This is a genomic window from Paenibacillus sp. P4_E11 (assembly GCF_056401635.1).
Map to the genome: position 1 here is coordinate 1 of NZ_JBFUIX010000052.1, position 26,191 is coordinate 26,191.

Annotated in this window: 23 protein-coding genes; 15 read left to right on the forward strand and 8 right to left on the reverse strand. The window is 48.9% G+C overall.

Annotation, left to right across the window (positions count from 1 at the left end):
• Positions 1-93 precede the first annotated feature (93 nt).
• Together AC1DWB_RS19375 and AC1DWB_RS19380 are read right to left on the reverse strand one after the other, a co-directional pair.
• Complete coding sequence (locus tag AC1DWB_RS19375) at positions 94-723, reverse strand: response regulator (RefSeq protein WP_477542734.1); 630 nt, start codon at positions 721-723, stop codon at positions 94-96.
• Positions 716-1,888: a sensor histidine kinase gene (locus AC1DWB_RS19380; RefSeq protein WP_477542735.1), complete on the reverse strand. Its 1,173-nt coding sequence runs from the start codon at positions 1,886-1,888 to the stop codon at positions 716-718. Before AC1DWB_RS19380 ends, AC1DWB_RS19375 begins: the two co-directional genes overlap by 8 nt.
• A 312-nt stretch (positions 1,889-2,200) precedes the next feature.
• On the opposite strand from AC1DWB_RS19380, the gene AC1DWB_RS19385 reads away from it, so the two are divergent.
• The 5 genes from AC1DWB_RS19385 (at position 2,201) to AC1DWB_RS19405 (ending at position 7,560) form a co-directional block, all read left to right on the forward strand.
• Entirely contained in the window at positions 2,201-2,896 is a 696-nt protein-coding gene (locus AC1DWB_RS19385; protein ID WP_477542776.1) for a DUF7002 family protein, read from the forward strand.
• A 292-nt stretch (positions 2,897-3,188) separates the two neighbouring features.
• On the forward strand, positions 3,189-3,614 hold the full coding sequence (locus tag AC1DWB_RS19390; protein WP_477542736.1) for a MarR family winged helix-turn-helix transcriptional regulator: 426 nt from the start codon (positions 3,189-3,191) through the stop codon (positions 3,612-3,614).
• Positions 3,615-3,767: 153 nt separating this feature from the next.
• Complete coding sequence (locus tag AC1DWB_RS19395; RefSeq protein WP_477542737.1) at positions 3,768-5,144, forward strand: MFS transporter; 1,377 nt, start codon at positions 3,768-3,770, stop codon at positions 5,142-5,144.
• Between the two features lie 299 nt (positions 5,145-5,443).
• Complete coding sequence (locus tag AC1DWB_RS19400) at positions 5,444-5,605, forward strand: DUF255 domain-containing protein (RefSeq protein WP_477542738.1); 162 nt, start codon at positions 5,444-5,446, stop codon at positions 5,603-5,605.
• A 35-nt stretch (positions 5,606-5,640) separates the two neighbouring features.
• On the forward strand, positions 5,641-7,560 hold the full coding sequence (locus tag AC1DWB_RS19405; protein WP_477542739.1) for a thioredoxin domain-containing protein: 1,920 nt from the start codon (positions 5,641-5,643) through the stop codon (positions 7,558-7,560).
• Here the strand turns inward: AC1DWB_RS19405 and chrA are convergent.
• The 4 genes from chrA to AC1DWB_RS19425 all read right to left on the reverse strand — a co-directional run bounded on the left by chrA (position 7,545) and on the right by AC1DWB_RS19425 (position 11,645).
• Complete coding sequence (chrA, locus tag AC1DWB_RS19410; protein WP_477542740.1) at positions 7,545-8,750, reverse strand: chromate efflux transporter; 1,206 nt, start codon at positions 8,748-8,750, stop codon at positions 7,545-7,547. The genes AC1DWB_RS19405 and chrA overlap by 16 nt on opposite strands.
• 147 nt (positions 8,751-8,897) lie before the next feature.
• Positions 8,898-10,799: a glycosyl hydrolase family 18 protein gene (locus AC1DWB_RS19415; RefSeq protein WP_477542741.1), complete on the reverse strand. Its 1,902-nt coding sequence runs from the start codon at positions 10,797-10,799 to the stop codon at positions 8,898-8,900.
• Positions 10,800-10,929: 130 nt separating this feature from the next.
• Positions 10,930-11,211: a DUF2653 family protein gene (locus tag AC1DWB_RS19420; RefSeq protein ID WP_477542742.1), complete on the reverse strand. Its 282-nt coding sequence runs from the start codon at positions 11,209-11,211 to the stop codon at positions 10,930-10,932.
• Positions 11,208-11,645 (reverse strand): hypothetical protein, encoded by a 438-nt coding sequence (locus AC1DWB_RS19425; RefSeq protein ID WP_477542743.1) that lies wholly within the window; start codon positions 11,643-11,645, stop codon positions 11,208-11,210. The genes AC1DWB_RS19420 and AC1DWB_RS19425 overlap by 4 nt, the downstream gene beginning before the upstream one ends.
• A 143-nt stretch (positions 11,646-11,788) precedes the next feature.
• Between AC1DWB_RS19425 and AC1DWB_RS19430 the strand changes: the two genes are divergently transcribed.
• From AC1DWB_RS19430 to AC1DWB_RS19465, 8 genes are all read left to right on the forward strand, one after another.
• Positions 11,789-12,331, forward strand: coding sequence for a DUF309 domain-containing protein (locus tag AC1DWB_RS19430; protein WP_477542744.1), 543 nt, complete (start codon positions 11,789-11,791; stop codon positions 12,329-12,331).
• Positions 12,328-13,074, forward strand: a complete 747-nt coding sequence (locus AC1DWB_RS19435; RefSeq protein WP_477542745.1) for a response regulator transcription factor — start codon at positions 12,328-12,330, stop codon at positions 13,072-13,074. The genes AC1DWB_RS19430 and AC1DWB_RS19435 overlap by 4 nt, the downstream gene beginning before the upstream one ends.
• Positions 13,067-14,512, forward strand: a complete 1,446-nt coding sequence (locus AC1DWB_RS19440) for a sensor histidine kinase (RefSeq protein WP_477542746.1) — start codon at positions 13,067-13,069, stop codon at positions 14,510-14,512. Before AC1DWB_RS19435 ends, AC1DWB_RS19440 begins: the two co-directional genes overlap by 8 nt.
• A gap of 194 nt (positions 14,513-14,706) precedes the next feature.
• Positions 14,707-15,339 carry a hypothetical protein gene (locus tag AC1DWB_RS19445; protein WP_477542747.1) on the forward strand — a complete coding sequence of 211 codons (633 nt, stop codon included), beginning with the start codon at positions 14,707-14,709 and terminating at the stop codon, positions 15,337-15,339.
• Positions 15,340-15,366: 27 nt separating this feature from the next.
• Positions 15,367-17,190 (forward strand): efflux RND transporter periplasmic adaptor subunit, encoded by a 1,824-nt coding sequence (locus AC1DWB_RS19450; RefSeq protein ID WP_477542748.1) that lies wholly within the window; start codon positions 15,367-15,369, stop codon positions 17,188-17,190.
• A 21-nt stretch (positions 17,191-17,211) separates the two neighbouring features.
• The gene (locus tag AC1DWB_RS19455) at positions 17,212-17,934 is read left to right on the forward strand and encodes an ABC transporter ATP-binding protein (protein ID WP_477542749.1); all 723 of its coding nucleotides are present in this window, start codon (positions 17,212-17,214) and stop codon (positions 17,932-17,934) included.
• A complete protein-coding gene (locus AC1DWB_RS19460; protein ID WP_477542750.1) occupies positions 17,931-19,109 on the forward strand; it encodes an ABC transporter permease in 1,179 nt (392 codons plus the stop codon). The genes AC1DWB_RS19455 and AC1DWB_RS19460 overlap by 4 nt, the downstream gene beginning before the upstream one ends.
• A 31-nt stretch (positions 19,110-19,140) precedes the next feature.
• Positions 19,141-21,780, forward strand: a complete 2,640-nt coding sequence (locus AC1DWB_RS19465; RefSeq protein ID WP_477542751.1) for a hypothetical protein — start codon at positions 19,141-19,143, stop codon at positions 21,778-21,780.
• 75 nt (positions 21,781-21,855) lie between these two features.
• Here the strand turns inward: AC1DWB_RS19465 and AC1DWB_RS19470 are convergent, their stop codons facing one another.
• Both AC1DWB_RS19470 and AC1DWB_RS19475 read right to left on the reverse strand, forming a co-directional pair.
• Positions 21,856-22,434 carry a beta-class carbonic anhydrase gene (locus tag AC1DWB_RS19470; RefSeq protein ID WP_477542752.1) on the reverse strand — a complete coding sequence of 193 codons (579 nt, stop codon included), beginning with the start codon at positions 22,432-22,434 and terminating at the stop codon, positions 21,856-21,858.
• Positions 22,421-22,780, reverse strand: a complete 360-nt coding sequence (locus AC1DWB_RS19475) for an iron-sulfur cluster biosynthesis family protein (protein WP_477542753.1) — start codon at positions 22,778-22,780, stop codon at positions 22,421-22,423. Before AC1DWB_RS19475 ends, AC1DWB_RS19470 begins: the two co-directional genes overlap by 14 nt.
• Positions 22,781-22,928: 148 nt before the next feature.
• On the opposite strand from AC1DWB_RS19475, the gene AC1DWB_RS19480 reads away from it, so the two are divergent.
• The gene (locus AC1DWB_RS19480; RefSeq protein WP_477542754.1) at positions 22,929-24,446 is read left to right on the forward strand and encodes a carboxypeptidase M32; all 1,518 of its coding nucleotides are present in this window, start codon (positions 22,929-22,931) and stop codon (positions 24,444-24,446) included.
• Between the two features lie 708 nt (positions 24,447-25,154).
• A complete protein-coding gene (locus AC1DWB_RS19485) occupies positions 25,155-26,165 on the forward strand; it encodes an ABC transporter substrate-binding protein (protein WP_477542755.1) in 1,011 nt (336 codons plus the stop codon).
• Positions 26,166-26,191 lie beyond the last annotated feature (26 nt).

Below are 26,191 nucleotides of genomic sequence, written 5' to 3' on the forward strand. Positions count from 1 at the left end.
GTATTTGGCGATAAAGTTACGGTTAGACGTATTAGAGAATCTCTTGGCAGGCGGAAGTCGTTGTGCCTATCGGATAACCGAAATGAAATGAGATTAAAGTTCTTTTTCGTGAAGGTAAGAGATGGCTTCAGAGCGGGTAGACACGTTCAGCTTTTTGTAAATGCTGCTTAGATAATTTTTCACGGTACCCGTTGTCAAAAATAATTCGGAAGCGATCGTTTGATTTGATTTTCCTTGTTTCAAATTACTTACAATCTTTCGTTCCTGTATGGATAACCCACTCAACTTTTCATTTGTATCGGGCTGATGAAGAGCTTGGGCAAGACGCAGTTGAATACTGGAGGGAAAGTTGATTCTCCCGTCCAGACAGTCCTGAACAGTTGAAAGAATTTTCCCCGTCTCCACTCCCTTAACCAAAAAGCCGCTTGCCCCATGACGTATCGCTTCCCAAATGTAATCTTCATCCTCAAAAGTTGTTAGAATCAACACCTTTATATCAGGGAATTCCTTTTTGATTTGCTTGGTTGCTTGCAGTCCGTCCAGTTTCGGCATATGGATGTCCATCAATACAAGTTGGGGGCGATGCAATTGTACTTGCGTTATCGTTTCCAAACCATCACCCGTCTTAGCTACGACTGTATACATTTCCATACTTAATATGGCCGCTAAACCGTCACGGATTAAGGGTTGATCATCTGCTATTAGAATGGTTGCTTTAGACAATGGACTCACTCCGTTCGAACATTTCGGTTGGATAAGGTATCGTTATCTCCAGTAATAAACCACCGGCAGCCTCATTTTTGGATAGGCACATCTGTCCTCCAACATCCTCAACTCTTTCTTTCATTGCGTTCAAGCCAAAGCCATATACAATTTGCAAAGGAGGCTTCCCATTATCGGATAAGAGAAATCGTATGTGCTCAGCATCACGAGTCAATGAGAATTGGAAAAAGCTGCTAGAGCCATGACGAATTCCATTGGTCAACCCCTCTTGCAAGGCGCGAAATAAGGTGATCTCGATCATGGGTGACAATTCAGGCATTGCCATGTCTATTTCGTAAACAATTTCCACGTTGGTTTGTTTCTTCGTTTGGTCGATTAATTCCAACAACTCGGGTATAAGCTGGTGCCCCGGGATGTTTTCACGCAGCAAATGTACGGAGATTCGCACGTCGTTCAGACCGCTGAGAATGTTTTCTTTTGTTCTTTCGATCATCTCAAGTGCAAGGGAATAGTGGCATTTCTCGATAGCATGAGCTGCTGTTTGCAGTCCGGTCAACGCTGATGTTAGCGTATGTCCCACTGAGTCGTGAATGTCGCGGGATATTCGAGTCCGCTCCTGTAATTTGGCTTTACGTCCCAGCTCAATTGAGGCGATTCGCAACTGTTCATTGTCTTTGGCCAATTGATTTTTTTGTTGAAAAGCAATTTTCGCAAGCAAGCTGATGCCGAATATGGCCAAGTATTCGATGACGCGTGGGAAAATATAATAAATCTGGTCAAATGGAGGAAAGTGGCGATAGATCCAAAGGCTCAGCACAAAGCCGGTATAGCTAACTCCAGTAAATATAAACGAGTAGACTCTAGATTGATGGAAAGTAAATTCGCCTATTAGAATTAAAATAAAAACCTGTGCCAAAAAATCTTCTGACAATACTGCTATGACTACGGCCAATGAAAGTTGAAAATATAAAAACAGGATGCCGACTATTCGTTGTAAATCGACTTTAATGATGTAATCTCGAACTAGGACAATCGTAATATAACTGCCTATCAGCAAACAGAGTCCAATAGAAAACTTAGTCGTATGGAGTAATAGAACGCTTGCGAAGGCTATGACGATTATGGTGAGAATTAACGTTATTCTTCTGTTTAACTGCGTATCCATTGAAGTCCCCACATGGAATGGAATATGTATTCACCTTATGTTATCACAAACATGACTTAAGTCATATGAAAATAGTAAATAGTACCCTTTATAGATTGAAAAAGTGGTTTGTTAGTAATCTTCTTCGCCTATATTTCAGCGCTTCAGGCGGYCCTAATGAAGCGGGGATCGGAGTGTGGCTGTTGTTGATCGCTAACGCTCGCTCTTGGTTCATCATTGAAGCTCATCCTTGTTGAAGGTGATTGAAATTCCCTAATTTACGCACAATAAGAATGCTTCCTAATGAACATAGAGACGAAAAGGAATAAATTAATGATAGATGCTGTTATAACTGCCATAACAAAAGCAAACAGGAGAAAGTCCCTTTATCATTTTACGAGAGTAAGGAATTTGCCGACTATTGCTCATTTCGATGCTCTATTGTCTAGCAATCATATAAGTCCCCACTTAGCAGGTGAACGCCGTTCAGAAGCCAAGAAAGTGAACTTTAATGATTTCTCGGTAACCATAAATGCTCATATTAGGATTCCGGACAGCATGATAGATCCTGGTATCACACAGGAACAATTTCGGTTGTGTCTGGACCAGCATGTGTTTTTCTGGCCCACCTTAAAGGATTGTCAGAAAATGATGGACACGTACGCACGAAGAGAAACGGAAGAAGATTTTGCTGTGCTGGAGTTCGATGCGTACTCCCTATTATTTGAGCACTATTCCTCAGTCAAGTTATCTAAGTACGACTCGGGGAGCTCGCCGCGATTTCCAGCTCATTGTTCTTACAAGAAAAGTCTAGGTATGTTTCTACCCTTACTAAGCTTCAAGAGCATAATGAATAAGACAGTTCCAACAAATGCGTCTGAAGTACGAGAAGTGCTTATTGAAGATCAGCTTACCAACGTGTCCCGATATTTACGGGCTGTTTACGTCGATCGTAGCCAAGTCGTACCTGAGTGCTGGAGCGATCTGGTGAAGCCTATGGCAGAATTGCAAGTCAGAAATGCAGAATAAGAGTTGTACGCTTAACCTACAAGGACCGCTGGAGAGATTTTCTCCAACGGTTTTTAGCTTTGAACCGAATTTCAAGGAGTTTCTTTGGATTTCACCCAAGCGRGATACCAAAGGGGCAATCCGACATATTTGCCGCGTTAAACAAGATGTTTATGATGCTCAGAAATGATTTGTCCACATTAGTAACCTCGCTTCCGGCCATAATCTTCGGAACTGGGGTTGACACTGTCCGGGGTCGAATCTATAATGGTCATAGCAATTATGATCATGTCTATTATGATGGAGGTTACCATTGGAATTAGAAAAGTATATAGGTGTTATCGTACACCGGGCGGATTTAAAGCTTAATAATTACTATCAAAAAGTGGTAAATCCTTTTAATATTACGGTAGACCAATGGGAAATATTGGTTATTCTTTGGGAAAGGGAGGGAATTACTCAAAAAGATCTGGCGGAAAGGCTTTATAAAGATCAAACGAACATAGCCCGAATGCTGTTTAAGCTTGAGAAGAAGGGCTTTGTTCATCGCATAACTCATGAGACGGACCGCAGATCGTTGCGTGTATATTTAACCGCAAAAGGCAGGGAAATCAAAGCGGATATTCTTGTTCCGTCGATAGAAGCCTATAAAAAAACGATCGAAGGATTATCCGAGGAAGAAGTTGAAACATTTAGAAGAATACTTGCTGTCATGTATAACAACGTTAAGGACCTATAGAAATTCAAGTTTCGTAGCTTTGAGATGTTTTTGGCCATATAGATGCTATGGCAACTATATTCAAGACCATTTATTATTGCTGACAATTTCTTTTTTAATTTTATACTTGCTAAGACAATTACCGCTTTGGCAATTAAATGAAGAGGTGCGAGAATGGAAAAAGGTGAAAGCAAGACAGGAATTTTTGACGTCCGTTATAGAGCGTTGACAATCGGCATCATTTTGGCTGTTACTACCGTAGCATTCGAGGGCTTGGCTATTACGACGATTGCTCCCGATTTGGCACGGCATTTAAACGGTATTCACTTATACGGCTGGATATTCAGCGCCTTCCTGTTGTCGCAAATATTGGGGACGATGGTCGTCGGCCAGCAAATCGGTAAAATCGGCGTGTATCGTTCATTTTCCTTGTCTATCGTAATTTTTGTGGCGGGTATCCTGATAGCGGCCACCTCCATGAATATGCCGATGTTAATCGGGGGGAGAGCGTTTCAAGGCTTTGGCGCCGGGGCCATTGTAACATGCGTTTACTACAGCATTACATTAAGCTATCCCGATGCACTTAGAACGAAAATTTTGGCCGCATTTTCCAGCGCTTATATTTTGCCCGCTTTGATCGGGCCTTATTTTGCCGGGTTGCTGGCCGAATATGTATCGTGGAGATTCGTGTTCTGGCTTGTATTGCCATTGATCGCATTGGCCGTATTGCTGACACTTCCTTCATTTCTCAAGCTTCAAGCGGGTAACATTCCTGTTAAAAAAAGCAGCCGCAAAGAAGGATACGCCTTATTGCTGACTATAGGCACGGGTCTGTTGCTGGCCGGATTGGGGTTTGTGTCCGATTGGAAAGGCATTGCACTTTCGCTTATAGGGTTGATCATCATGATTCGGCCTCTGCAAAAACTGCTCCCCGATGGCACGTTCTTCATCAAAAAAGGGCTACCGGCAACAATTGTATCAAGAGGGTTGTATGTTGCGTGCTACGTTGCCACCGAGAGCTATGTTGTATTGGCTTTGACGGAGGTTAAGGGTTTGTCAGCAGACCTTGCCGGGTTGATTGTCGCCGCAGGAGCGTTAAGCTGGTCCACCGCAGCTTGGCTGCAATCCAAACTGGACGAAAGGGATCGCGGTCGTGGAAGAAAAAAACGGGTTACTTTCGGTATCGGTTTAATGATCGTGGGTGTATCGCTGGTCATAACGGCCGTAGGGCTTGAGAGCGGCGGAATTGTATTTGCCATGATTTCGCAAATATTTATCGGCTTCGGCATTGGCTTGGCAAATCCGACTACGGGAGCCATTGCGCTGCAACATGCTCGGCCAGGCGAGGAAGGAGAGATTTCCTCCCATCTTCAATTCGTCGACGCCTTTTGTCCGGGATTGAGCATCGGAGTAGGCGGCGCTTTAATCGCCGTAAGCGAACATTTTAGTCGAGGTATCTTTACGGGGATTATGTTGGCCTTATTTACTCAGTTGCTTTTCGTAATATTGAGCTTTATCATATCTTTCCGTATTGCTAAGAGACGCAATTAAGAAGTATATCTCAGGGATATATAGAAAAAGGATGGAAACTCGTCAACAAGATTAAAATGAAATAATAACTTTATGGGCAGTGAAACTAACCACAGTGGGAGAGCGCATCGCTGGCAGTGATGAGTTCAGGAGATCGTTCCCCCAAAGGTCCGCCAAATCGGCAACCAAAACGGCTGAATGAGTTGTCTAGCTTATAATCAAAAGCTCATGTCCAACAGACATGTTTTTCTTTTTGTTGTAGGGTATGCTACGCTATATATATCGACAAAAATATCCAAAGAACTAGGAGGTGATGCCCCATGACAACTCAAGAAGTACCCAATAGATTAGCCAAGCAAAAATCACCATACCTGCTCCAACATGCATACAATCCGGTCGACTGGTTCCCTTGGTCCGAAGAAGCTTTTGAAATCGCCAAACGCGATAACAAGCCAATCTTCCTATCTATTGGGTATTCGTAGTGCTGCTTAAATCAACTTGCCATTGGTGTCACGTTATGGAACACGAATCATTCGAAGACGAGGAAGTAGCGGAGCTTCTGAACCGCGACTACATCTCCATCAAGGTTGACCGGGAAGAACGCCCGGATGTTGACCATCTATACATGCAAGTGTGTCAGGCGATGACGGGCCAAGGCGGCTGGCCGCTCACGGTCATCATGACACCGGACAAGAAGCCATTCTTCGCCGGGACGTATTTCCCCAAGCATCGGAAATTCGGACGCTATGGCATGACCGACTTGCTGCCGCAAATTGCTCGGAAATGGTCGGAAGACCGGGAGCGGGTCGAAACCATCGGCGAAGAGATGACGGAGGAGACGCGCAAACGGATGGAGTCGAACGTGCAAGGCGATCCGTCAGATGAGTTGTTACATAAGGCGTTCGAGCAGTATTCGCAAATGTTTGATGAGACCTATGGCGGCTTCGGCAGCGCCCCGAAGTTCCCAACAGCGCATAACCTATCGTTGCTGCTGCGCTACTATAAGAAGACCGGTGAGGCTAAAGCGCTTGCGATGGTAGAGAAGACGCTCGACGCGATGTATCGCGGCGGGATGTACGATCATATCGGATATGGGTTTGCCCGCTACTCCACGGATGAGAAGTGGCTAGTCCCCCATTTCGAGAAAATGCTATATGACAACGCGCTTCTGGTGATCGCCTATGCGGAAGCCTTTCAAGTGACTGGGAAGCGCCAATACGCCGATGTCTTGAATCAAATTCTGACCTATGTCCTGCGGGATATGACAGACGCGGAAGGCGGCTTCTATTCGGCAGAAGATGCGGACTCGGAAGGGCATGAAGGCAAGTTTTATGTGTGGTCTGAAGAGGAAGTCCTTGAAGTTCTTGGAGTCGATGATGGAGAATGGTTCTGTGATCTCTATGACATTACGGCGGGTGGCAACTTCGAGGGAGCGAGCATTCCGAACTTGATCGAGATGACGCCGGATCGATTCGCCCGGTTGAAGGGGATCACGGAGCAGGAACTTCACACGAAGCTTGAGCGATGCCGTATAGCCTTGTTCGCTTACCGCGAAGAACGCATTCATCCGCATAAGGACGACAAGATTCTCACTTCCTGGAATGGCTTGATGATTGCGGCGTTATCCAAAGCCGCTAAGGTTACGAACCGTCAAGAGTATGCACAAGCGGCGCGGAAGGCTGCGGACTTCATCCTGGCCCGGCTCCGCCGTCCAGAAGACGGACGCTTATTGGCGCGATATCGCGATGGAGAAGCCGCCTATCTAGGGTATGTAGATGACTATGCATTCTTCGTCTGGGGACTCCTTGAGTTGTATGAAGCGACATTCGACATTCACTTGTTACGGACCGCCAAGGAACTAACGACGGACATGCTCCGATTGTTCTGGGATGAAGAGAAGGGCGGTTTGTTCTTCTACGGCTCAGATGGGGAACAGCTGCTGACGCGGATGAAAGAGATTTACGATGGCGCCCAGCCCTCCGGCAATTCAGTTGCGGCGATGAATCTGCAGCGTTTAGCCCGCTACACTTATGATGCTCAGTTGGCGCAACGTGCGGAAGAGCAGCTCCGTGCCTTCACAGGGACGGTGGACCGTTATCCGGCAGGCCATGCGCTGTTCTTGTCTGCTGTGGATTTCGCAATGGGCGCTCCGGCCGAGATTGTCATCGCCGGTCAAGCGGATGCGCCGGAGACACAAGCTATGCTTGCTGCGGTGCGCGGGCGCTTCATGCCGAATACACTTGTCATCCTGGTTCCAACGGGTATGGAGGGGGAGGAAGTAAGGGCTGCCATTCCGATGGTGCAGGACAAGCTGCCGCTTGGCGGCAGAACGACCGCGTATGTGTGCGAGAACTTCGCTTGTCAAGCACCTGTAGCGGATGTGGAAGAACTGGAGGAGCTGCTGGGACTCAGCGGAGTCGACTACAAGAACCCATAACCTGCAGCCGCACCGACGATCACGACGATCCAGGGCGGCAGCTTCCAGAAGACGAGCAGTACGAACAGGATCGCAGCGATCAAGAAATCGAGGGGCTGTTGTACGCTGGAGGTCCAGATCGGGTCATACAGTGCGGCTAGAAGTAAGCCTACAACAGCTGCATTCATACCAGTTAACGCACCCTGCATACGTTGATTGCCTCGAATGCTTGTCCAGAATGGGAGTGCCCCGACGATAAGCAGGAAGGCAGGGAGGAAGATAGCGGTTGTGGCGATAAGAGCCCCCGGCAGCCCCTTAGCCACAGTGCCTAAGTAGCTGGCGAACGTGAATAATGGTCCTGGGACGGCCTGCGTCGCACCATAACCGGTCAGGAATTGGGCGTGATCGACCCAGCCAGTCGGAATTACTTCCCGTTCCAGCAAGGGAAGCACGACATGTCCACCTCCGAAGACGAGTGCTCCGGAGCGGTAGAAGCTGTCGAAGAGGGCAACCCATTCATTCGCTGTAACGGCGCGAAGGAGAGGAAGGCCTACGAGTAGGGCAACGAATAGCAGCAGAAAGCTCAATGCCTTCGTTCTACTAACAGCTACATTCACCCTGCTATCGAAGCCGGAAGCCTCAAGCGATGTTTGCCCTGGAGCGGTTGTGTAGTATAGTACCCCGAAGACGGCAGCTGCAACAAGTAGCAGCACTTGAGAGAAGGGCGATACCCAGAGCAAGCAAACGGCTGCTGCTATTACAGCAATCGAAGCGCGTACGCGATCAGGCGCCAGCTTCTGCCCCATACCGAGCACGGCTTGAGCTACGATGGCGACGGCGACCAGCTTCAAGCCATGAATCCAGCCCGTATCAGTGATACCGGACGATGTATGCTGAAGGAATAGTGCGAACAAGGTTAGCGCGATAATAGAGGGCAACGTGAATCCCAACCAAGCTACGATACCTCCGGCTATCCCGGTTCTCATCATACCAATGCCGATCCCAACCTGGCTGCTAGCTGGACCGGGCAGTAGTTGGCACAAAGCGATGAGGTCGCTATAGCTATGTTCATCCAGCCATTGGCGACGAATGACGTATTCATTACGGAAGTACCCAAGGTGAGCAATCGGACCACCGAATGAAGTAAAGCCGAGCTTCAAGGAGACTAAGAACATTTCAAGTAGGTTGTTCCAATAAAGTTTGCGATTCATAGGACGGTTCTCCAGTGAGGGATGAAGTATACGTTAGTTCCGAACCTACTATAGCATAGTTCCTCGCAGCAATGTAATAAGAGTCAGTGAAGAAGAGCCCTTCGTTCAATAGGAAACGAGGGGCTCTTCCGCATACAACAGCAGTGCTTACTTCAACTGCAACATAGCCTTCCACAGATCAGCGCCCTCATAGCCGAGTCGCCAGGAGGCAACTCCGGCTAGATCATACTTCTTGGCGATTTGCAGACGCGCTTTGATCGTATCTTCATTCTCCATCCAGAACACATACCGGTATCCGTCCTCAGAGTATTCAACTCGATATTGCTGGAACTGGCTGTCCCATGTTGAGGTTGCTTTCTTATTCGCGATCAGGGCCGGGACATCTTTCATATAGATAGCCCGATTGCTCACTAACGCTCCGTTGCCATCGATCTTCCACTCTCGGACGTAATAAGGAATGCCGAGCAGCAGCTTCTCACGCGGAATCCCATAGCTCAGAAATTCCGTTATTCCTTCTTCCGCCCATTGCAAGCCGGATACGGACCCCGCCGTTGGACTACCGGAGTAATGCTGGTCGTAGGTCATCGTGATGATATAATCGACGACTCCAGCAAGCTTCTCATGGTCGAAGGCAGACAGGTGGTTCCACTTCAAGCTGCCTCTAGGTAAGTCGATGGATACCGTCAACCCGCTAGCATGTGCGGCCGCTGACAAATTCGTAATGAAGGTGGTGAATGCTGCCCGATCTTTACCGGCGATACTCTCGAAATCGACATTAATCCCTTGTACACCTAGCTGAACGCTTCTTGAGACGAGCGCTCCGATGAATTTCTGCTGCGCCGCAGTGTTACCCAAGAATTGGGAAGTCAAGCTGGCGTCGAATTGATTGCTCACGAGAGGGTGGACCTCATAGCCACGTGCTTTTAGCCAATTGACCGTTTCCACCGTGGACGTGTCCTTCAAGTTCCCCTCAGCATCATTCAGCTGGAACCACGTGGGGGAGTCAACATCGAGCCCTTGTGTGTTCTGCACTTGCTTCTGAATCGTATCCATAGCTGAGGAACCGTTCCACCCCCAGAACAGCAGCTTGTGGAAGTTGTTCCAGATCGAGCTGCCATCATACAACTTAACCGATGCGTTGGCATAATGGGAAGCATAGTATAGCGCATCGGAAATTTGATTGTAATCGCTAACAAACGTAGAACCTTGATATACACGATAGAAAGGGTAATTATTCCATATTTCTTTGCCATTCTGCTTGATTTTGATATGTAAATACCATTGGGAATAGGCGATAGCCTCATCCATACTGACGAATTCATTGATCAAGTTGTCGTTCTGGTACACCTTGTACGTCTTCATGTTGGTATAAACCGTTTGTTTGTTATCGATTCTTTCCACGCGGGAATTAGACCAGTTCAACGATTCGTTAATCGCATCTTCCAGGTAGGCAAATGTCCACTCTGGTGCGGAGTAAGTTCCTTGAACGATTTTATACTGTGCGGTGCCAGCACGACGAGTCTCTTTCTCAGCAGCTGTCAGGTTGTCCCAGATCCAGCGGTTGTTCGTCAAGTCAATAACGTGCGTATTCGTGTAGTACTTGGAAGCCTGGATCGCGTCCTGCAACTGAGTGAACTCCCAGCTATCGAGTGTAATCTCATCCTGCATCAAGCGGTATCGTGGATAATTGTTCCATACCCAGCCGCCGCCCTGCATATCCCGAATGCTGACGTATCCCCAACGCTTCGCCTCAGCAATCGCTTCATTCAGCGTGGCGAACTCCCAAGTGGGAAGCGTAATATCGTTCTGATAGATTCGGTAACGGGGAAAATTGTTCCACACCCAGCGGCGTGAACCGATTTCTTCGACATAGCTGTGGTTATACCATTGTGCATATTGCGTAGCTTGCTGCAGGCTAGAAAACTCGGATAATGCGACATCATTCTGATACACCCGGTATTTGGTCGTCTTATCGGCAGCTGATACAGCAGCTGGCGCAAGCAACGCGATCGTCAACACCAGGGACATAAGCGTCATGCTCTTCTTCATCGCTCACTCCTCTTTCTTTTTCTCGACTCTACTAATCTATAACGAGAAGAAAGAGAAATAGTTTCGTGGAAAATATTACATATCGAAAACAAAGGACGCCCCGTCGGAGCGTCCCTGTGTGTTCATATGATTATGAATCGTGAATATCGGCGAACATCTCGTCATCAATATCCAGATGAATCTGGCTGCGATATATCCGCTGATCGTATTGTTTCAACACGTAACGCTCGATCGCTTCCAGCATATTCGCTTCGATCAGAATCTGGCTTCGGCCTTCAGCTGTAACTTCGGCGGAGTAACCCAGTTCCTCGTCCCACATCAATTCGACATTGACCTGCGAAGGATTCAGCTGTTTGCGCTCCGCGACGTTCATACAGATCGCATTCACGATTTCCTGTTCGCTTAATCTCATTCCTGGAACCTCTTCTTAGGAGTCACATTTTTGCGATCCCGGAAGTATACGAATATACGGCGAATGACCATAATCACGACTACAATCGCCAGGATGTTGACTAACATCCCTAAGATGTTACCGAAAGCACCCATACCTCCGAACAATCCACCGAACATCAGACCGGCCAAACCACCAATCATCATGCCCTTCATGAATCCGCCGCCGCCGAAAAATCCAGGTTTAGACGCAGTAGTACCGGTTCCAGCAGTCGTCCCAGATTTCCCGGGATCGGTCTTCGTCACACCGCTGCCTTTGGCTGGAGCTGTGGGGGAATACGATTTGCTCGGAGCCTTGTATGAACCGCCCACTTTCCCCTTCGCTTCCGCACTGTTTGCTGTGCTGAAGGAGACGACCAGCATACATGCCATCAGAATCAGCATTAATTTTTTCATCGAATTGTTACCCTCCTGTTATAGTGCATACTTTATTTGTTCCAATATACTACTACGAATATACAGCGCCCAGGTTTCATATTTCGCAGCACGGAATATGATATAATAGAAAATATTGTTGAACCATCGACAGAGGTGCTGCTGTGAATACATATCCGGATGCTTATGTCCAATATCTGGTCCATTTTCACGGGGATCGGGATTGGTTTGAATGTCATGAAATACTAGAGGAATACTGGAAAGATCACCCGAATGACAAGCGAAGCCGAACTTGGGTCGGGCTCATTCAAGTCGCAGTGGGGCTATACCATCAGAGGCGGGGAAATCGGGCTGGCGCGATGAAAATGTTGGAAAGTGCGGAACGGAATCTCGATCTGATCGAGATGAGCGGGCTCGGCTTGGATCCTGAACGAACGATTCAGCTGATCCAGCAGCGGCGCCAAGAAGTCGAACTTTCGGATGAAATGAAGCCTTTCGTCGATCTGAACCTGCCTATTGTCGATCCTATTCTAATGCAACAGTGTATCGCGATATGTCGAGAGTTGGGAACAGAGTGGCAAGCTGCTAGCCGAATGGAAGAGCCTGAGCTCTTACATCGACATACATTAAGGGATCGAAGCGACGTAATTGAGGCAAGGCGAGTAGAAGCGGAACGCAGACGGTTGCAAAGGGGAAGTGAGCTTTGACAACCCGGACAGCTGCCAATCAGATTGTTGTCGTGGATGATGAACCAAATATTACGGAAGTGATTCGGTTATACTTGGAACATGCGAATTATGAAGCCCAGATCATGAATTGTTGCTCAGATACGTTGGACTATATGAAAGGCCCGGTATTGCCTTCTTTGCTGCTACTCGACGTTATGCTGCCCGATGGCTCGGGGTTCGACTTATGTCAGAAGATCCGCGGTCTGGGGGGGCCTGCCGGACAGGTTCCGATCATATTCCTGACAGCTAAAGGGGAACCGATGGATAAGTTGCGGGGATTCAACCTGGGGGTGGACGATTATATCGTCAAGCCGTTCGATCCGAACGAGCTGATCGCTAGAATCAAGGCTGTACTTAGGCGAACCAACAGTTCTGTACGAGGTCAAGAGGAGAACCGTGAGCCGATTCACAAGCTGAAAGGTCTGGAGATTGGTGGACTTTCTGTTGATCTGCACAGTTACAAAGTAACGGTAGACGGACAACGAATTGATCTAACGCCCAAGGAAATCGATCTGCTATATTTCATGGCCACGAATCCGAACCGCGTCTATACACGCGAAGATTTGTTAATGCATGTATGGAAATTCGATTTCAACGGCGGGACGCGTACGGTGGATGCCCACGTCAAAAATTTGCGTAAGAAGCTCGGTTCCCATCACGATTGGAGCATTGAAACCTTGTGGGGGATCGGATATGCGTTCGAGGTGAAGCTGCATGCTTAGGCGACTCGGTCGCAGCTTGTATTTGAAAGTTTTTTTATCCTTTCTCGCTACTTGCGTGCTTTTTTTCGTTGCATTGGCTGTTTTCTGGAACTTTTACTTTTCGGACTTATTTTATAAGGAAAAGAAAGAATTGCTGTTAGCTCGGGCAGGCGAGGTGAACAAGTTGCTGACCCCTTTGCAGGAAGGGGTCATCTCGATTCGTGAGCTGCGCTTGGGCTTGCGAATACTTGGGCGGAGCTTCAACGGACAGGTCTGGATCGTGGATCAGAAGGGGACGGTAATGTTTAGCTCGTTCGAACGAGAAGGTGAGCTAATACCGAAGTCGATGGATCCATTATTTCTTGAAGCGCTTCGCGGGAAGTCGGGGTATTCCACAGCTGTCATCTCACAGGGACCTTCGTCAACGGAGCATGTATTGACCTACTACTCTTCCATCTTGTTAAATGATAAGCAGGTGGTCATGTTCCTGCACACGCCCGCTGAGGAAATCAGTGAAGCAGTGAAAGCGGTGCGATGGAACATCCTGGTGCCGTTAATGTTCTCCCTGCTGGCTGTCGGTCTGATCTTGTTCATCTTGTCTCGCAGACTTGCAGGTCCGTTGCAGCAAATGAACTCAACCGCGTTAGCGATGGCCGAAGGCGATTTCAGCAAGCGAGTACCTATCGTGTCGAATGATGAGATCGGGCAATTGGCAAGCAGCTTTAACTTCATGGTGGATCAACTCCAACAGTGGGAAGATTCACGTAAAGATTTTTTGGCGAATGTGTCGCATGAGCTCCGTTCACCGTTAACGACATTACGCGGCTTCATCGTCGCCATGAATGATGGGGTTATCCCCGAGCACAAGTATCCGCATTACTTGAAGATATGTGACTATGAGGTGCAAAGGTTGCAGCGGTTGGTTACGGATTTGCTGGATTTGGCCCGTATTCAGAACGGGACCGACGTATTCCACGCAGTTCCGATGAACGTAACCGTCAAGACGGAAGAAGTGCTGGATTGGCTGCTGCCTTCATTCCAGAGTAAGCAGCTGCACATCCACGTTCAGCTGCCGCACCCTGGCAACCCGCCGATCATCTGTATGATGGATCCGGATCGATACGCTCAAATCATCCAGAATCTACTATATAATGCGATTCAGTTCACCGCCGTCCAAGGTGTAATTGAAGTGCTGCTGGAGGCCAATGCCGAACAATTCCAGCTCATCATACGCGATAATGGAGTCGGGATGTCAGAGGAGGAGATGCAGCGCATCTGGGACCGCTTCTTCAAGGCCGATCGTTCCCGAGGTGAGCGGACGGATGGAACAGGTCTCGGTCTCACGATTGTCAAGCATCTCGTGAATGGCTTGAAGGGACAGATTGAGGTAACGAGCCGATTAGGGGAAGGAACGGAATTCCGGTTGATCTTCCCGATCTATCAACGTGAGGCTGCATAACGGCCTACTATAGGTGTTTTTACCCGTCTGGGATTCCAGGCGGGTTCTTTGTGTACGCATTCACACATTTTTTACAATTTGCACACGCTTTCATCAATATTTTGCCCTATTCTGATCCTCGAAGGATTGTGTAGGTTGGAGTCAACATGGTAGGCCAATCGATAGGGATGGACTTTGATTGGGGGAGAGGCGTGGTGAGGAACAGAGGAAATGTTACTTTAATCTGCTCGGTTCTAATCGCAGCGTTAACTGGCTGTGCATATGATTACGATTCCGGCAAGGGGACCGTTCCATCACAGGCCGCTGYAGGATCCGGTGTGAGCAACCAGGGAGCGGGTCGCCAAACGAGCGAGCTGCTTCAGAGCTCATCGGAGAGGCAGCTGGTTGTCGCATTCATCGCACTGCTAGAGATGGACAAGAAGGCTGACTTGCATATCACAAGTCCGCAAGCTGAACGAATCTTGCCGATAGTGAACGCTGCGATCGAGCATGGGCTACTGGCACAGACAGATCGTCAAGAGCTGCTCGAAGTGCTGGATACGGTACAGCAAGCCTACTACGAGGAAGTCAGCGGACGGATGAAGAAACGGGCAGCAGCCATGAAGCACAAGCAAGGACGTCCTCTAGGTCCGCCCTTAACCGAAGAAGAACGTCAAGCCTTAGCTAAGGATCTGGAGCAGCGAAGACTGATTGAACCGAAAGACCAAGATGGGAACCGACCCATCCCTTCTCCGTTCAGAGAACCCCCTCCAGTGGATTCTTCTCTGGACAAGAACGTGGAGCAGCAGCTTGTGGAGCTGCTCGAGAGTAAGCTAAGCCCGCCCTAAACCAATCTACAATAGGAGGTAGGAAGCATGCGTTGGTTGCGCAGTAAATCGTTTATATGGAGTCTGGTCGTCATTGTGGTATGCGGTGGAGCGACTTACTACTACTTTCAAAACGGGAGTAAGAGCAGTGCTAAGGAAGCGAAGCAAGAAGTATCCGTAGAAGCAAAAAAAAGTGATATTCGGTTCTCCGTCTCGGGAACATCCCAGTTGGAGCCGAAAGACTCCCAGAATATTATTGCGCCTACAGATGGCACGATCAAAACGATGAATCTCACACGGAATAAAGAAGTGAAGGCAGGGGAGGTCTTGTTCGAGATTAGTAACCCTACACTCGAGAACAACCTTCAACGTTCCCAAACGACGTATTCGCAGCTCCAAAGAGATTTGAACGATTTGAACGCACAGATGGATGCCTTGACCACTAGAGCTTCGATTAACGGGAAGTTCACGCTGTCGGATAAGATCGATGTAGGGGCAACGTTGACGAAAAACTCTTTAATCGGGCAAATCTCCGACAATTCTGTACTTCTCGTCACCATTCCGTTCGCCTTGGAGGACGCGGTACAATTCAAGCCGGGCACGGACGTCGATTTGACCATTGACGGGTTCATGCTTTCCAAGCCAGGACAGATCCTGTCCATTGGGAAAGACCCGCGTGGTGACGGTAAGGGCGGCAAGATGATCGACGCGGAAATCTCCATTCAGAATGACGCAACAATGGATGCCGGGTTGAAGGCGAGAGGTAGTGTAACCTTGAACGGTCGTAAGGTGGACTCGAAGGATGCCGGCACACTGCGATATAGCAAGGTAGTATCCGTATTGGCCAATGTTCCGGGCACGATCAATACGCTCAATTTCAAGACAGGGTCCTACTTATATGCAGGAGATATTATTGCCCAGATTACGAATGATTCGCTGAGAGACGATATTGCGAGCAAGCAGTCCGCTATGGATTTGCAAAAAATTACTGTGGATGACCTGGTGGAGCGAGTGAAGGCATTAAAGGTTACGGCTCCATTCGAGGGTGTATTCTCCACAGACTTCGTCAATAAAAAAGCGAACGTACTGGCCAGTTACGTACCTGGCTCGAAGATTGCTGCGAATGCTCAATTGGGAGCCGTGGCCAGCATGAATACAATGCAACTGCCGATTCAGGTCGATGAATTGGATTTGCCGAACATTAAGGCCGGAATGAAGGCGGAAGTGAAAGCTGATTCCATTCAAGGAAGAATATTCGAAGGGGAAGTCAGTCAAGTATCCACGGTAGGCACGACGACGAACGGAGTTACGTTCTATGATGTGGTACTGACAGTCAAGAATGCGGCGCAATTGAAATATGGCATGACAGCGACGGGTGAAATCTTGATTCAGGACAAAAAAGGCATTATTACGGTGCCAAACGAAGCGCTTCAGCAGCAGCAGGGCAAACGGTTTGTGACCCTGAAGAAAGCCGATGGCAGTATCGTCGAGCAGCACGAAATCAAGGTCGGCATTCGCAGTAAAACCGAGGTGGAAGTGACAGACGGTCTGAAGGAAGGCGACAAAGTCATCATCCCGCTTCCAAAGAAAGCGACAGATATGAGCCAGTCGGAGATTGATAAATTAAGACAGCAATTCCAGCAAGGAGCAGGCGGAGCACAAGGTCAAGGCGGAGCGCTGACTCAGGAACAGATCAACCAGCTACGTCAACAATTCGGTGGCGGCCAAGGCGGACAGGGCGGTGCTGCTGGAGGTGCTGGAGCAGCAGGCGGTGGGACGCAAGGTGGAGCTGCAGGCGGCGGTAACAACGTCCAAATTCAGCGTCAACAGGGCAATGCTGGCGGTGGAGGAAATGCCGGCGGCGGCAGGTAAGGGTGGAAAGGAGGAGCAGCCATGGATATGATACAGATTCACAACATTTCCAAAGTATATAGCCGCGGCGGAGAGGAACTTCACGTTCTGAAAGGACTATCCTTGAACGTTGCAAAAGGAGATTTCGTTGCCATCATCGGACCGAGTGGTTCGGGAAAATCGACACTCATGAATACGATCGGACTATTGGATGCTCCTACGTCAGGTACGTATTCGTTGGATGGCGTTGCGACGGAAAATATGTCGGATAACCAGCTAGCCCAGCTTCGTAATCAGAAGATCGGTTTTATATTCCAGCAATTCAATCTGCTTCCCCGGTTGAATGCTATAGAGAACGTTGAACTGCCGATGATCTACGCTGGGTTTTCGAAGAAGGAACGGCGGGAACGCGCGTATCAGATGCTGGAGCTGTTAGGAATGGGGGCCCGCGGTCACCACAAACCGAGCGAGTTGTCCGGCGGACAGCAGCAGCGCGTAGCGATAGCGCGGGCACTTGCCATATCCCCATCGCTCATTCTGGCTGACGAGCCGACAGGTGCACTAGATTCCAAGACGGGCGAGGAAGTATTGGAACTCGTCATGCGATTGAATGAAGAAGGCAACACGATCGTTCTGATTACGCATGATTCCCACATTGCCGACCATGCGAAACGTGTTGTCGCCCTGCGTGATGGCAACATCATTAGCGACCAACGCAAGGATACAGGCATCGTAAGCATACAGCAAGAGGCGGTGCAAGTATGAGGTTGGCTGAATTAATCGGAATGGCGCTGCGGACTGTCATGTCCAACCCGCTGCGTACCATTCTGACGATGCTTGGAGTCATTATTGGTGTGGCATCGGTAGTAACATTGGTCGCCATAGGCAGAGGGACGTCTGYCCAGATCGAGAAGCAATATGAGAATCTAGGGACGAACATGCTCGTGGTCAATGTGAATGGGAACGGCCGTGCGACCCAATTGGATTACAATGAATTGATGAAGTTTGAAGGACTGCCGGAAATCGATACGATAGCACCTACAATTACGAAACCAGGTTCCAACGTGAAGTATGATCGGACCCAGGAGAAGTACACGCTTCTCGGGACGAACGACCGATATCCTGCTATCGTCAAAGCTTCCGTAGATTTAGGGCGCTTTATCTCATCGGCTGACTTGGATTTGCGGGCGAATGTGGCCGTGCTGGGGAGTGAGGTGTCCAAGAAGTTTTTCGGTTATCTAAGCCCAATTGGCGAGCAGATCAACATTGACGGCGTCGTGTTCACGGTCGTGGGGCGGATGAAGGAGAAGGGGCAAAACGTCAGTGGGACATCTATCGACAGCATGGTCATGGTCCCTCTCGAAACCGCTCGCCGGCAATTCAAGCTGGGAACGATTCGTACAACCTATATCGAAGCGCCGACGAAAGAGGACATTTATAAGGCTCAGGACACCATGAAGCAATACTTGACCTACAAGTTCAAGAGTGATACAGGTTTTCAATTGGTGAACCAGGATGAGCTGCTGAAGGCCAAGACAGCGACGAGCGATACGTTGACGAAACAGCTGGTCAGCGTTGCCTGTATCTCGTTGTTAGTCGGCGGAATCGGCATCATGAATATTATGCTGGTCACGGTTAGTGAACGAACGCGAGAGATTGGGATACGCAAATCAATTGGAGCGAAGCGACGCAATATTTTGTTCCAATTTCTCGTTGAGGCTGGCGTCATAAGCGGGATGGGCGGGTTGATCGGGCTGTTGCTCGGAATCGGGCTGTCACTCGCATGGCCGTCATTCAATCCGGATCAGCCGACGCAAATATCGGTGGACATCAGTCTGTACGCCTTCCTATTCTCGGCTCTGGTCGGCATTATATTCGGTCTGTACCCGGCGAACAAGGCTTCCAAGCTCCGCCCGATCGATGCCTTACGATTTGATTAAACTAAATTTATGGAATGCAGGAGGTCGGAACATGAGCAACTTGAAGCGCACCCGTCATCGTAAATTTCATCTTTTTGTCCTTCTAGCCCTATTCAGCCTAGTGTGCGCCCCCCTATGGTCCACTCCGGCCCAAGCGGCTAAAGAAGGCGTATATTTAAGTGATTCCGTCTATTTCACACTGAGCGATGTGCTGCTTTCAACAGGAACCGATTCCCAGTCGTTGCGGTTTACACTGAATATGACCAACGACAGCGATACGGCAGTTGATTACAACTCGTACGGTGCTCGGGTAGCGGATTCCGCCGGGAACAGCTATTCTGTGCAACTGAGCGAACGATCAACCGCCCGTGTGCAACCTCACACATCACAAACGTTCAAGTATGCAAGCAACATCTCAAGCGGTTTGAAGCTGGATGATCTCTCGGTTGTCCTATTCGCCTGGGATGCGAAAGCAACCAATTATATGAAGGATTTCGGAATGTTATCCGTAGGTGTGGCTGCTTCGGATCAACCGGTAACGAAACAATCCGCCGTCCTAAATGTACATGAATTGGATGCCGCGCTGCCAGATGATGGGGTAGTCTCATTCCAACCGATCGGCAGCACGAAGGTGGCCAAGGATGGCAACTGGACCATGTCGGTTGATCTGCGGGTAGAGAATCTCGGTGCGACCGCCTTCAAGCTGCCAGCAGCACTCATCTACCAGTTGGTTGATGCCAAGGGGCTGACGTTCGCAGCAACAGCATTAGCCGGTGTAGACGCCCTGCTCCCTCATCAAGCAGTTAGACTGACGCTTCAGGCTCCGGTAGGGGGAGCGTTCACTGATAACCAGTTTGCCGTGCAGTTCATGAACAAGACGCAGACGACAACAAGCCTGGCTGGTACCCTAGCCATTATCAATTCAGACCCGATCGCTACTGGGCAGGTCCGGGATTATCCCATAGCGAATCCGAATGGCTTGTCCCTATCGGTCGAACGTGCCGGCTTCAAGGTATTGACGGATGGGGTGTCTGTAGAAACGTCCATTCGACTGACCAACAATGGCAAATCAGTCGTGACCGTTCCTTCTTTGGTCGGTTCTTATCAATTGAATACGAGTGGCACGTCTGTCGCTACGACGGAGTCAGCTACCCAATTGGATTACTTATCACCCAAAGAAAGCGTCACCCATACGTTTCGAGTGACTTTGCCTGTAGGGGCGGAGATGGCGGACACGAGTTTCATTTTATCCGAGAAGAAGACCGGGGCCACAGCTGCTGCTGCTACCGTGCAACCGATCCTCGGCCTTAGCTTAGCCGGAGCATCCGGGATCCTCACGCCAACAGAAGGGTCGTTGGTTCATGTCAATACATCGCAAGGTTTGCTCGCTGTTCAGATGAGACAGACACAACGACTGACATTAGAGAGCGATGACGTGCTTCTGAGCGAAATTTTCGTTAGAAATGATACGAATTCGATCGTCACTCTGCCTGCGTTATATGGTGGATATGCAGCAGGAGATTTCGAGCTAACGGGTAAGGTCGTTCGCTTGCAATCGTCAGCTTACCTCAATCCGAATGAAAGCACGACCGTGTACTTGTACACCAAAATTCCATATTCGCTGGATACAGCAGAGGGGCGTATTTTCCTAGGCGAAGGCACCGTATCATCGTCCACCGGATCAGGTGCGGGGAACGGTACTACGAATGGAACAACGGGAACGAACACCAATACGAATACGAACACCAACACCAACACGAATACAAATTCTAATACAAGCTCCACGGTTACGCCTGTTCAAGAATGGACGCGGATCGCCTTCACAATGACGAATGGCGATGGCATTCCAACGGTTGAGAAGGATAAGGTCTGGACTATTACGGATAAAGGGCGTCAATCCACTGGAGCAATAATCGATGCCAAAGTATTCACGCAAGGGACGCAGAAGATGCTCGCTGTACGAATGACCCAGACCAGTCAAGAGAAGCGGGTAGGCAACATTGTACCTTATACAGGATATTTCATCGCTCCGAATGGTTTAATATGGAACGCCAAAGTGACGGAAGAAACCGGTCGGCTATGCAACAGTTGTGAAGCGCTCACGACGTTGTGGGTGACACTTCCCGCGACGGTGTCGAAATCCTTGGACGGATTCGACCTAGTCTTCGGTCAGAAGCTGGACGATACGGCCTTGACGAGCGTACAACGCTTCAGCCTGTCCAACATGAAAGAGCAACTGCAAGTGCCAGTAGCACACATCGGAACATACGTATCTTCTTCGACGATTCAGAATGTGTCTGACAATGTTGCATACAATCTGGGAACCGTGGACTTGTATCCCTACTCGGTCAAATTCAATAAGGTACTGGCGTTTAAATTGCCATCAGCACCTGCGTTGAATCGGTATGAGCTCGATTTCAGTTACGAAATGACGACAGCTTCTATTGTCACAGGAGGGAACAAGAATCGCAGTCTTGTCATTGAACTGCGGGACTTGAATGATGTGATCATGAAATCTTGGGATATTCCATTCGAGGGTGCCAACTCGCTAGCTAACGGAGACATCACCTTGACTGCGGATGTGACGGGCAATGACGTGACTCACTTGTCCTTCCCTAGAGTGTACATTTACGAGAAGTTCGAAGGAGCGCTTAGTCTGCTTGGTACGAGTCTGATGGCGAGACAGAAATAGTTTAAGTCAATCGAATAGCGACTGCAAGAAGACCCTGACGGCATTTACGCTGTCAGGGTCTTGCAATAAGGTTACTTAGGATTTTTCATCCAGATACGCATACCCATCGACAAGCAAGTCCAACTTCCCAGTCTCCGGGTCGATCAGCATGCCATGGACGGGAATATTTTTCGGCAGCAGGGGATGATTGCGGATAATGTCCACACTGTTCTCCACACTTTGCTTCACATCATCAAACCCGGTCAACCAGCGACTCAGATTAATCCCGGAATGGTGCAACGTCGAGATCGTGTCGTCCGTGATGCCTTGCTCTCTAGCCTTGGTGATAATCCGTTCAGAGTCGAGACCCGTCATGCCGCACTGATAGTGCCCGACCACGAGCACTTCGTCCGCGTTCAGCTCATAGATCGCGACGATGATGCTGCGCATGATGTTACCGAAGGGTTGGGTCACGATCGCTCCAGCGTTCTTGATCAGCTTCACGTCGCCATTGTGGATGTTCATCGCCTTGGGCAGCAGTTCAACAAGCCGCGTATCCATACAAGTCAGAATGACCATCCGCTTGTCGGGGAAGCGGGTCGTGCGGAATTGTTCGAATTCCTTGTTTTCTACAAACGTCCGGTTGTATTCCAGGATTTCATTAATGTTGTACATGGCGACCTCCGGATCTCTTATCGATTAATCGCATCATCGTGTTATAAATTTGCTGCTTGCTCTTCAACGTGAACGCCCGTTTCTGGGGATTATAATCCACAGTTACCTGCTCATCGAAGAACACCGCATGCTTCTTGTCGTACAAGGTCCGGTATGGTGAAGCTTCGGACTCGATATCGTCCACTTGCGGTTCTTCAACGAGCCATAACGCAGCGACTCCGTTCACAGCGCAACCGCATCCTTCGGAATCATAAGCGAGCTTGATTCGGGTTGGCGCTCCAGGCTGGGTCTCATCAAGGACATGCTGAATGTGGGTGACGGCTTCTTGGGTATAAGTAATTTGCATGTTCCTTTTCCTCCTATTGGCAACAGTCGTGTTAATGAAAGTATTTTAGAAAATATTTTACCACAAATAAGAGCGAAAGTTGATTCTTTTACCCAGAAAAAGTAAGATCAAAAGGTAATGACTATCATTTGACCGGGAGGGAATCCAATTGGGAGCATCGTATGAAAACACACTGACGGAATTTCGCGCTTATGTGAAGAAGATGAAAAGCTATGAGGAAGCACTTGGCTTAATCTACTGGGATTTGCGGACAGGCGCTCCGCGCAAGGGGAGTGAGGCTCGCTCAGAAGTCATCGGCGAATTGTCGTCCGAGATGTTCAAGTTGTCCGTGTCCGATCAAATGGGGAGTTATCTGGAAGCGTTGCTGGATCCACCTACATTCGAGCAGTTAGATCAGATCAACAAGAAGATCGTCACCGAGTGCAAGAAAGACTACGACCGCAGCAAGCGCATTCCACCTGAAAAGTATAAACAATATGTCGTGCTAACGTCCCAAGCCGAGTCGGTGTGGGAAGAGGTGAAACCCAAATCCGATTACGCGACGTTCAGTCCTTATCTGGAAAAGATCGTAGCTTACAATCGCGAGTTCATCGACCTGTGGGGCTATGTAGACCATCCGTATAATACGCTGCTTGACATGTATGAACCAGGCATGACAGTAGCTAAGCTGGATCAAGTGTTCGGGGAGCTGCGGCGCAAGCTGGTGCCTCTCGTAGCTGCGATCCAGGCTTCGCCCCATAAGCCGCATCGGTCGTTCCTGCAGCAACAGTTCGACATTAAGCTGCAGAAGGAATTCAGCTTGTTCACGCTCCGCCAGATGGGCTACGACTTCGAAGCCGGTCGACTGGACGAGAGTGCACATCCGTTCGCAACTGGACTCAATCCAGGTGACGTGCGGATTACGACCCGGTTCCTCCCTAACGATGTGACGAGCGCCTTATTCGGAACGATCCATGAGGGCGGTCATGCGCTGTATGAGCAAAATATATCGACAGACCTTATCGGGACACCGCTCTGCACCGGAACTTCCATGGGGATCCATGAGTCTCAGTCCCGTTTCTGGGAAAATATGATCGGCCGTAGTCTGGGCTTCTGGCAGAAGTACTATCCGAAACTGCAAGAGCAATATTCGGAGCACTTCAGCAAAGTTCCCGTCGAGTTGTTCTATCGCGGCATCAACGACGTGAAGCCTTCACTTATCCGTATTGAAGCGGATGAGCTGACGTATAACCTGCACATCATGATCCGGTATGAGCTGGAGAAGGAGTTGTTCAGCGGGACGTTAGATGTGAAGGACCTTCCAGCCGCTTGGAACGCCAAGTACAAGGAGTATTTAGGCATCGAGCCATCGAACGATGGGGAAGGTGTACTGCAGGACGTGCATTGGTCGGGTGGTGCTTTCGGTTACTTCCCATCCTATGCGCTTGGCAATATGTATGCTGCCCAAATACGTGCGACTTTAATGAAGGAGTTACCGGATTTCGAAGCGAAAATTCGGAACGGGGAGCTGCTGGCGATCAAGGAGTGGCTGACCGAACGGATCTACAAGTACGGCAAGCTTCTCACACCGTCGGAGATCATCTTGAACGTGACGGGCGAGGAATTGAACCCGGCTTACCTGGTCGAATACATCGAAGAGAAGTACAAAGATATTTACCGACTGTAAGTTGAATGATGAGGCTGTCGATTAACAGTAGATAGAGGCTAAGACGACCGTGCCAAGTGAAAAAGCCCTGTAAGCCGAAAAAAGAGGCTGTCGATTAACTGTTGGTAGATGCTAAGACGGCCGTTCCAAGTGAAAAAGGACCCCTTTAGCTCAAACATCTTGTTTGAACCTMCCTGATTGTATAAGGGATCAAGTGGTATGGAGGTTCAAGCCAAAACTCGCTGGGGTCCTCTTTTTCACTCTACACTCCTCATATCCAAAGTTAATCGACAGCCTCAAAAATCGGCTTACAGCACGAGAAAGGCCAACCGCAGGGGCTGTAAGCCGAAATATCTCTTGTCCACAATGAATCGACAGCCTCATTTCCGGCCTTGCACCGGGCGCTTCGCGCTCCATTGGCCATCTAAGGCCGTTTCTACAATCGGTTACAGGCGCTAAGTGAAAATACCTGCGTACTATAATGACTCGCAACATACTCAACCCCCAGCCACTGCCACTGGCTGGGGTTATTTGTTATGTAGGAAATTGCTGGATTACCCGCTGAATACGAGATGTTACAGGGAAAACCTCCTGTTAATTTGTCTCAATTGAGAATTACATAAATTAGCAGGAGGTTTTCCAGTTACCTGATTACTTTACGATCCGATTGACCCGAGGAAAGGTGGCTGCATAAGATATTGCATCTATGCAATATGGGGAGGATTTTCGATGAAATCGATAGGATTGAAGCTGCTACTTGTAACGGGGATCGGCTTACTAGTACCGCTTGCAGGCTGCACTTCTTCGAAGGCAGAACTGACCACGGTAAGAATCGGTGAAGTAACCCGATCRATTTTTTATGCGCCACAATATGTGGCATTGTCCAAAGGAATGTTCAAAGAGGAAGGGCTTGAGGTCGAACTGCAAACAACGCCAGGCGGGGACAAAACGATGACGGCGCTGCTCTCGAACGCGATCGACGTAGCGCTTGTTGGCTCGGAAACGTCCATTTATGTGCAGCAGCAAGGGTCTGACGATCCGGTCATCAACTTCGCACAACTGACGCAAACGGATGGAACGTTCCTCGTCTCCAGGAAACCTGTTCCTAACTTCAACTGGAATAGCTTGAAGGGCAGTACGTTCCTTGGCCAGCGCAAGGGAGGGATGCCACAGATGGCAGGTGAGTTCACGCTGAAGAAGAAGGGAATCGATCCACAAAAAGATATGAAGCTCATCCAGAACGTCGATTTTGCCAATATTCCAGCAGCTTTTTCTTCCGGAACTGGCGATTATGTTCAGTTGTTCGAACCACAAGCTACCGTGATCGAGAAGGAAGGCAAAGGATTCGTCATTGCCTCGTTCGGAGTGGAGAGCGGTAAACTTCCGTATACGGTATTCATGACAAAGAGCAGTATTTTGGACAAAAACCCTAATACGATACAGAAGTTCACGAACGCGATCTACAAAGCCCAACAGTGGGTGGCTGCGAAATCCATCGATGAGATAACGGATGCCGTACTGCCCTATTTCAAAGACACGGACCGGGCTATCGTCTTAAACGTGGTGAAACGTTATAAGGAGCAGAGCTCATTCGCAACCGACCCGATTGTGGACGAGAAAGAATGGAACAACTTGCAAGATGTCATGGAAGCGGCCGGTGAACTCAAGCAGCGCGTAGAGTACAAGAAGCTGGTCAACACAAAATTCGCACAAAAAGCAATCGATACAGCCAAAAAGTAATCGGACTAAGCTACAGAGTATCACGC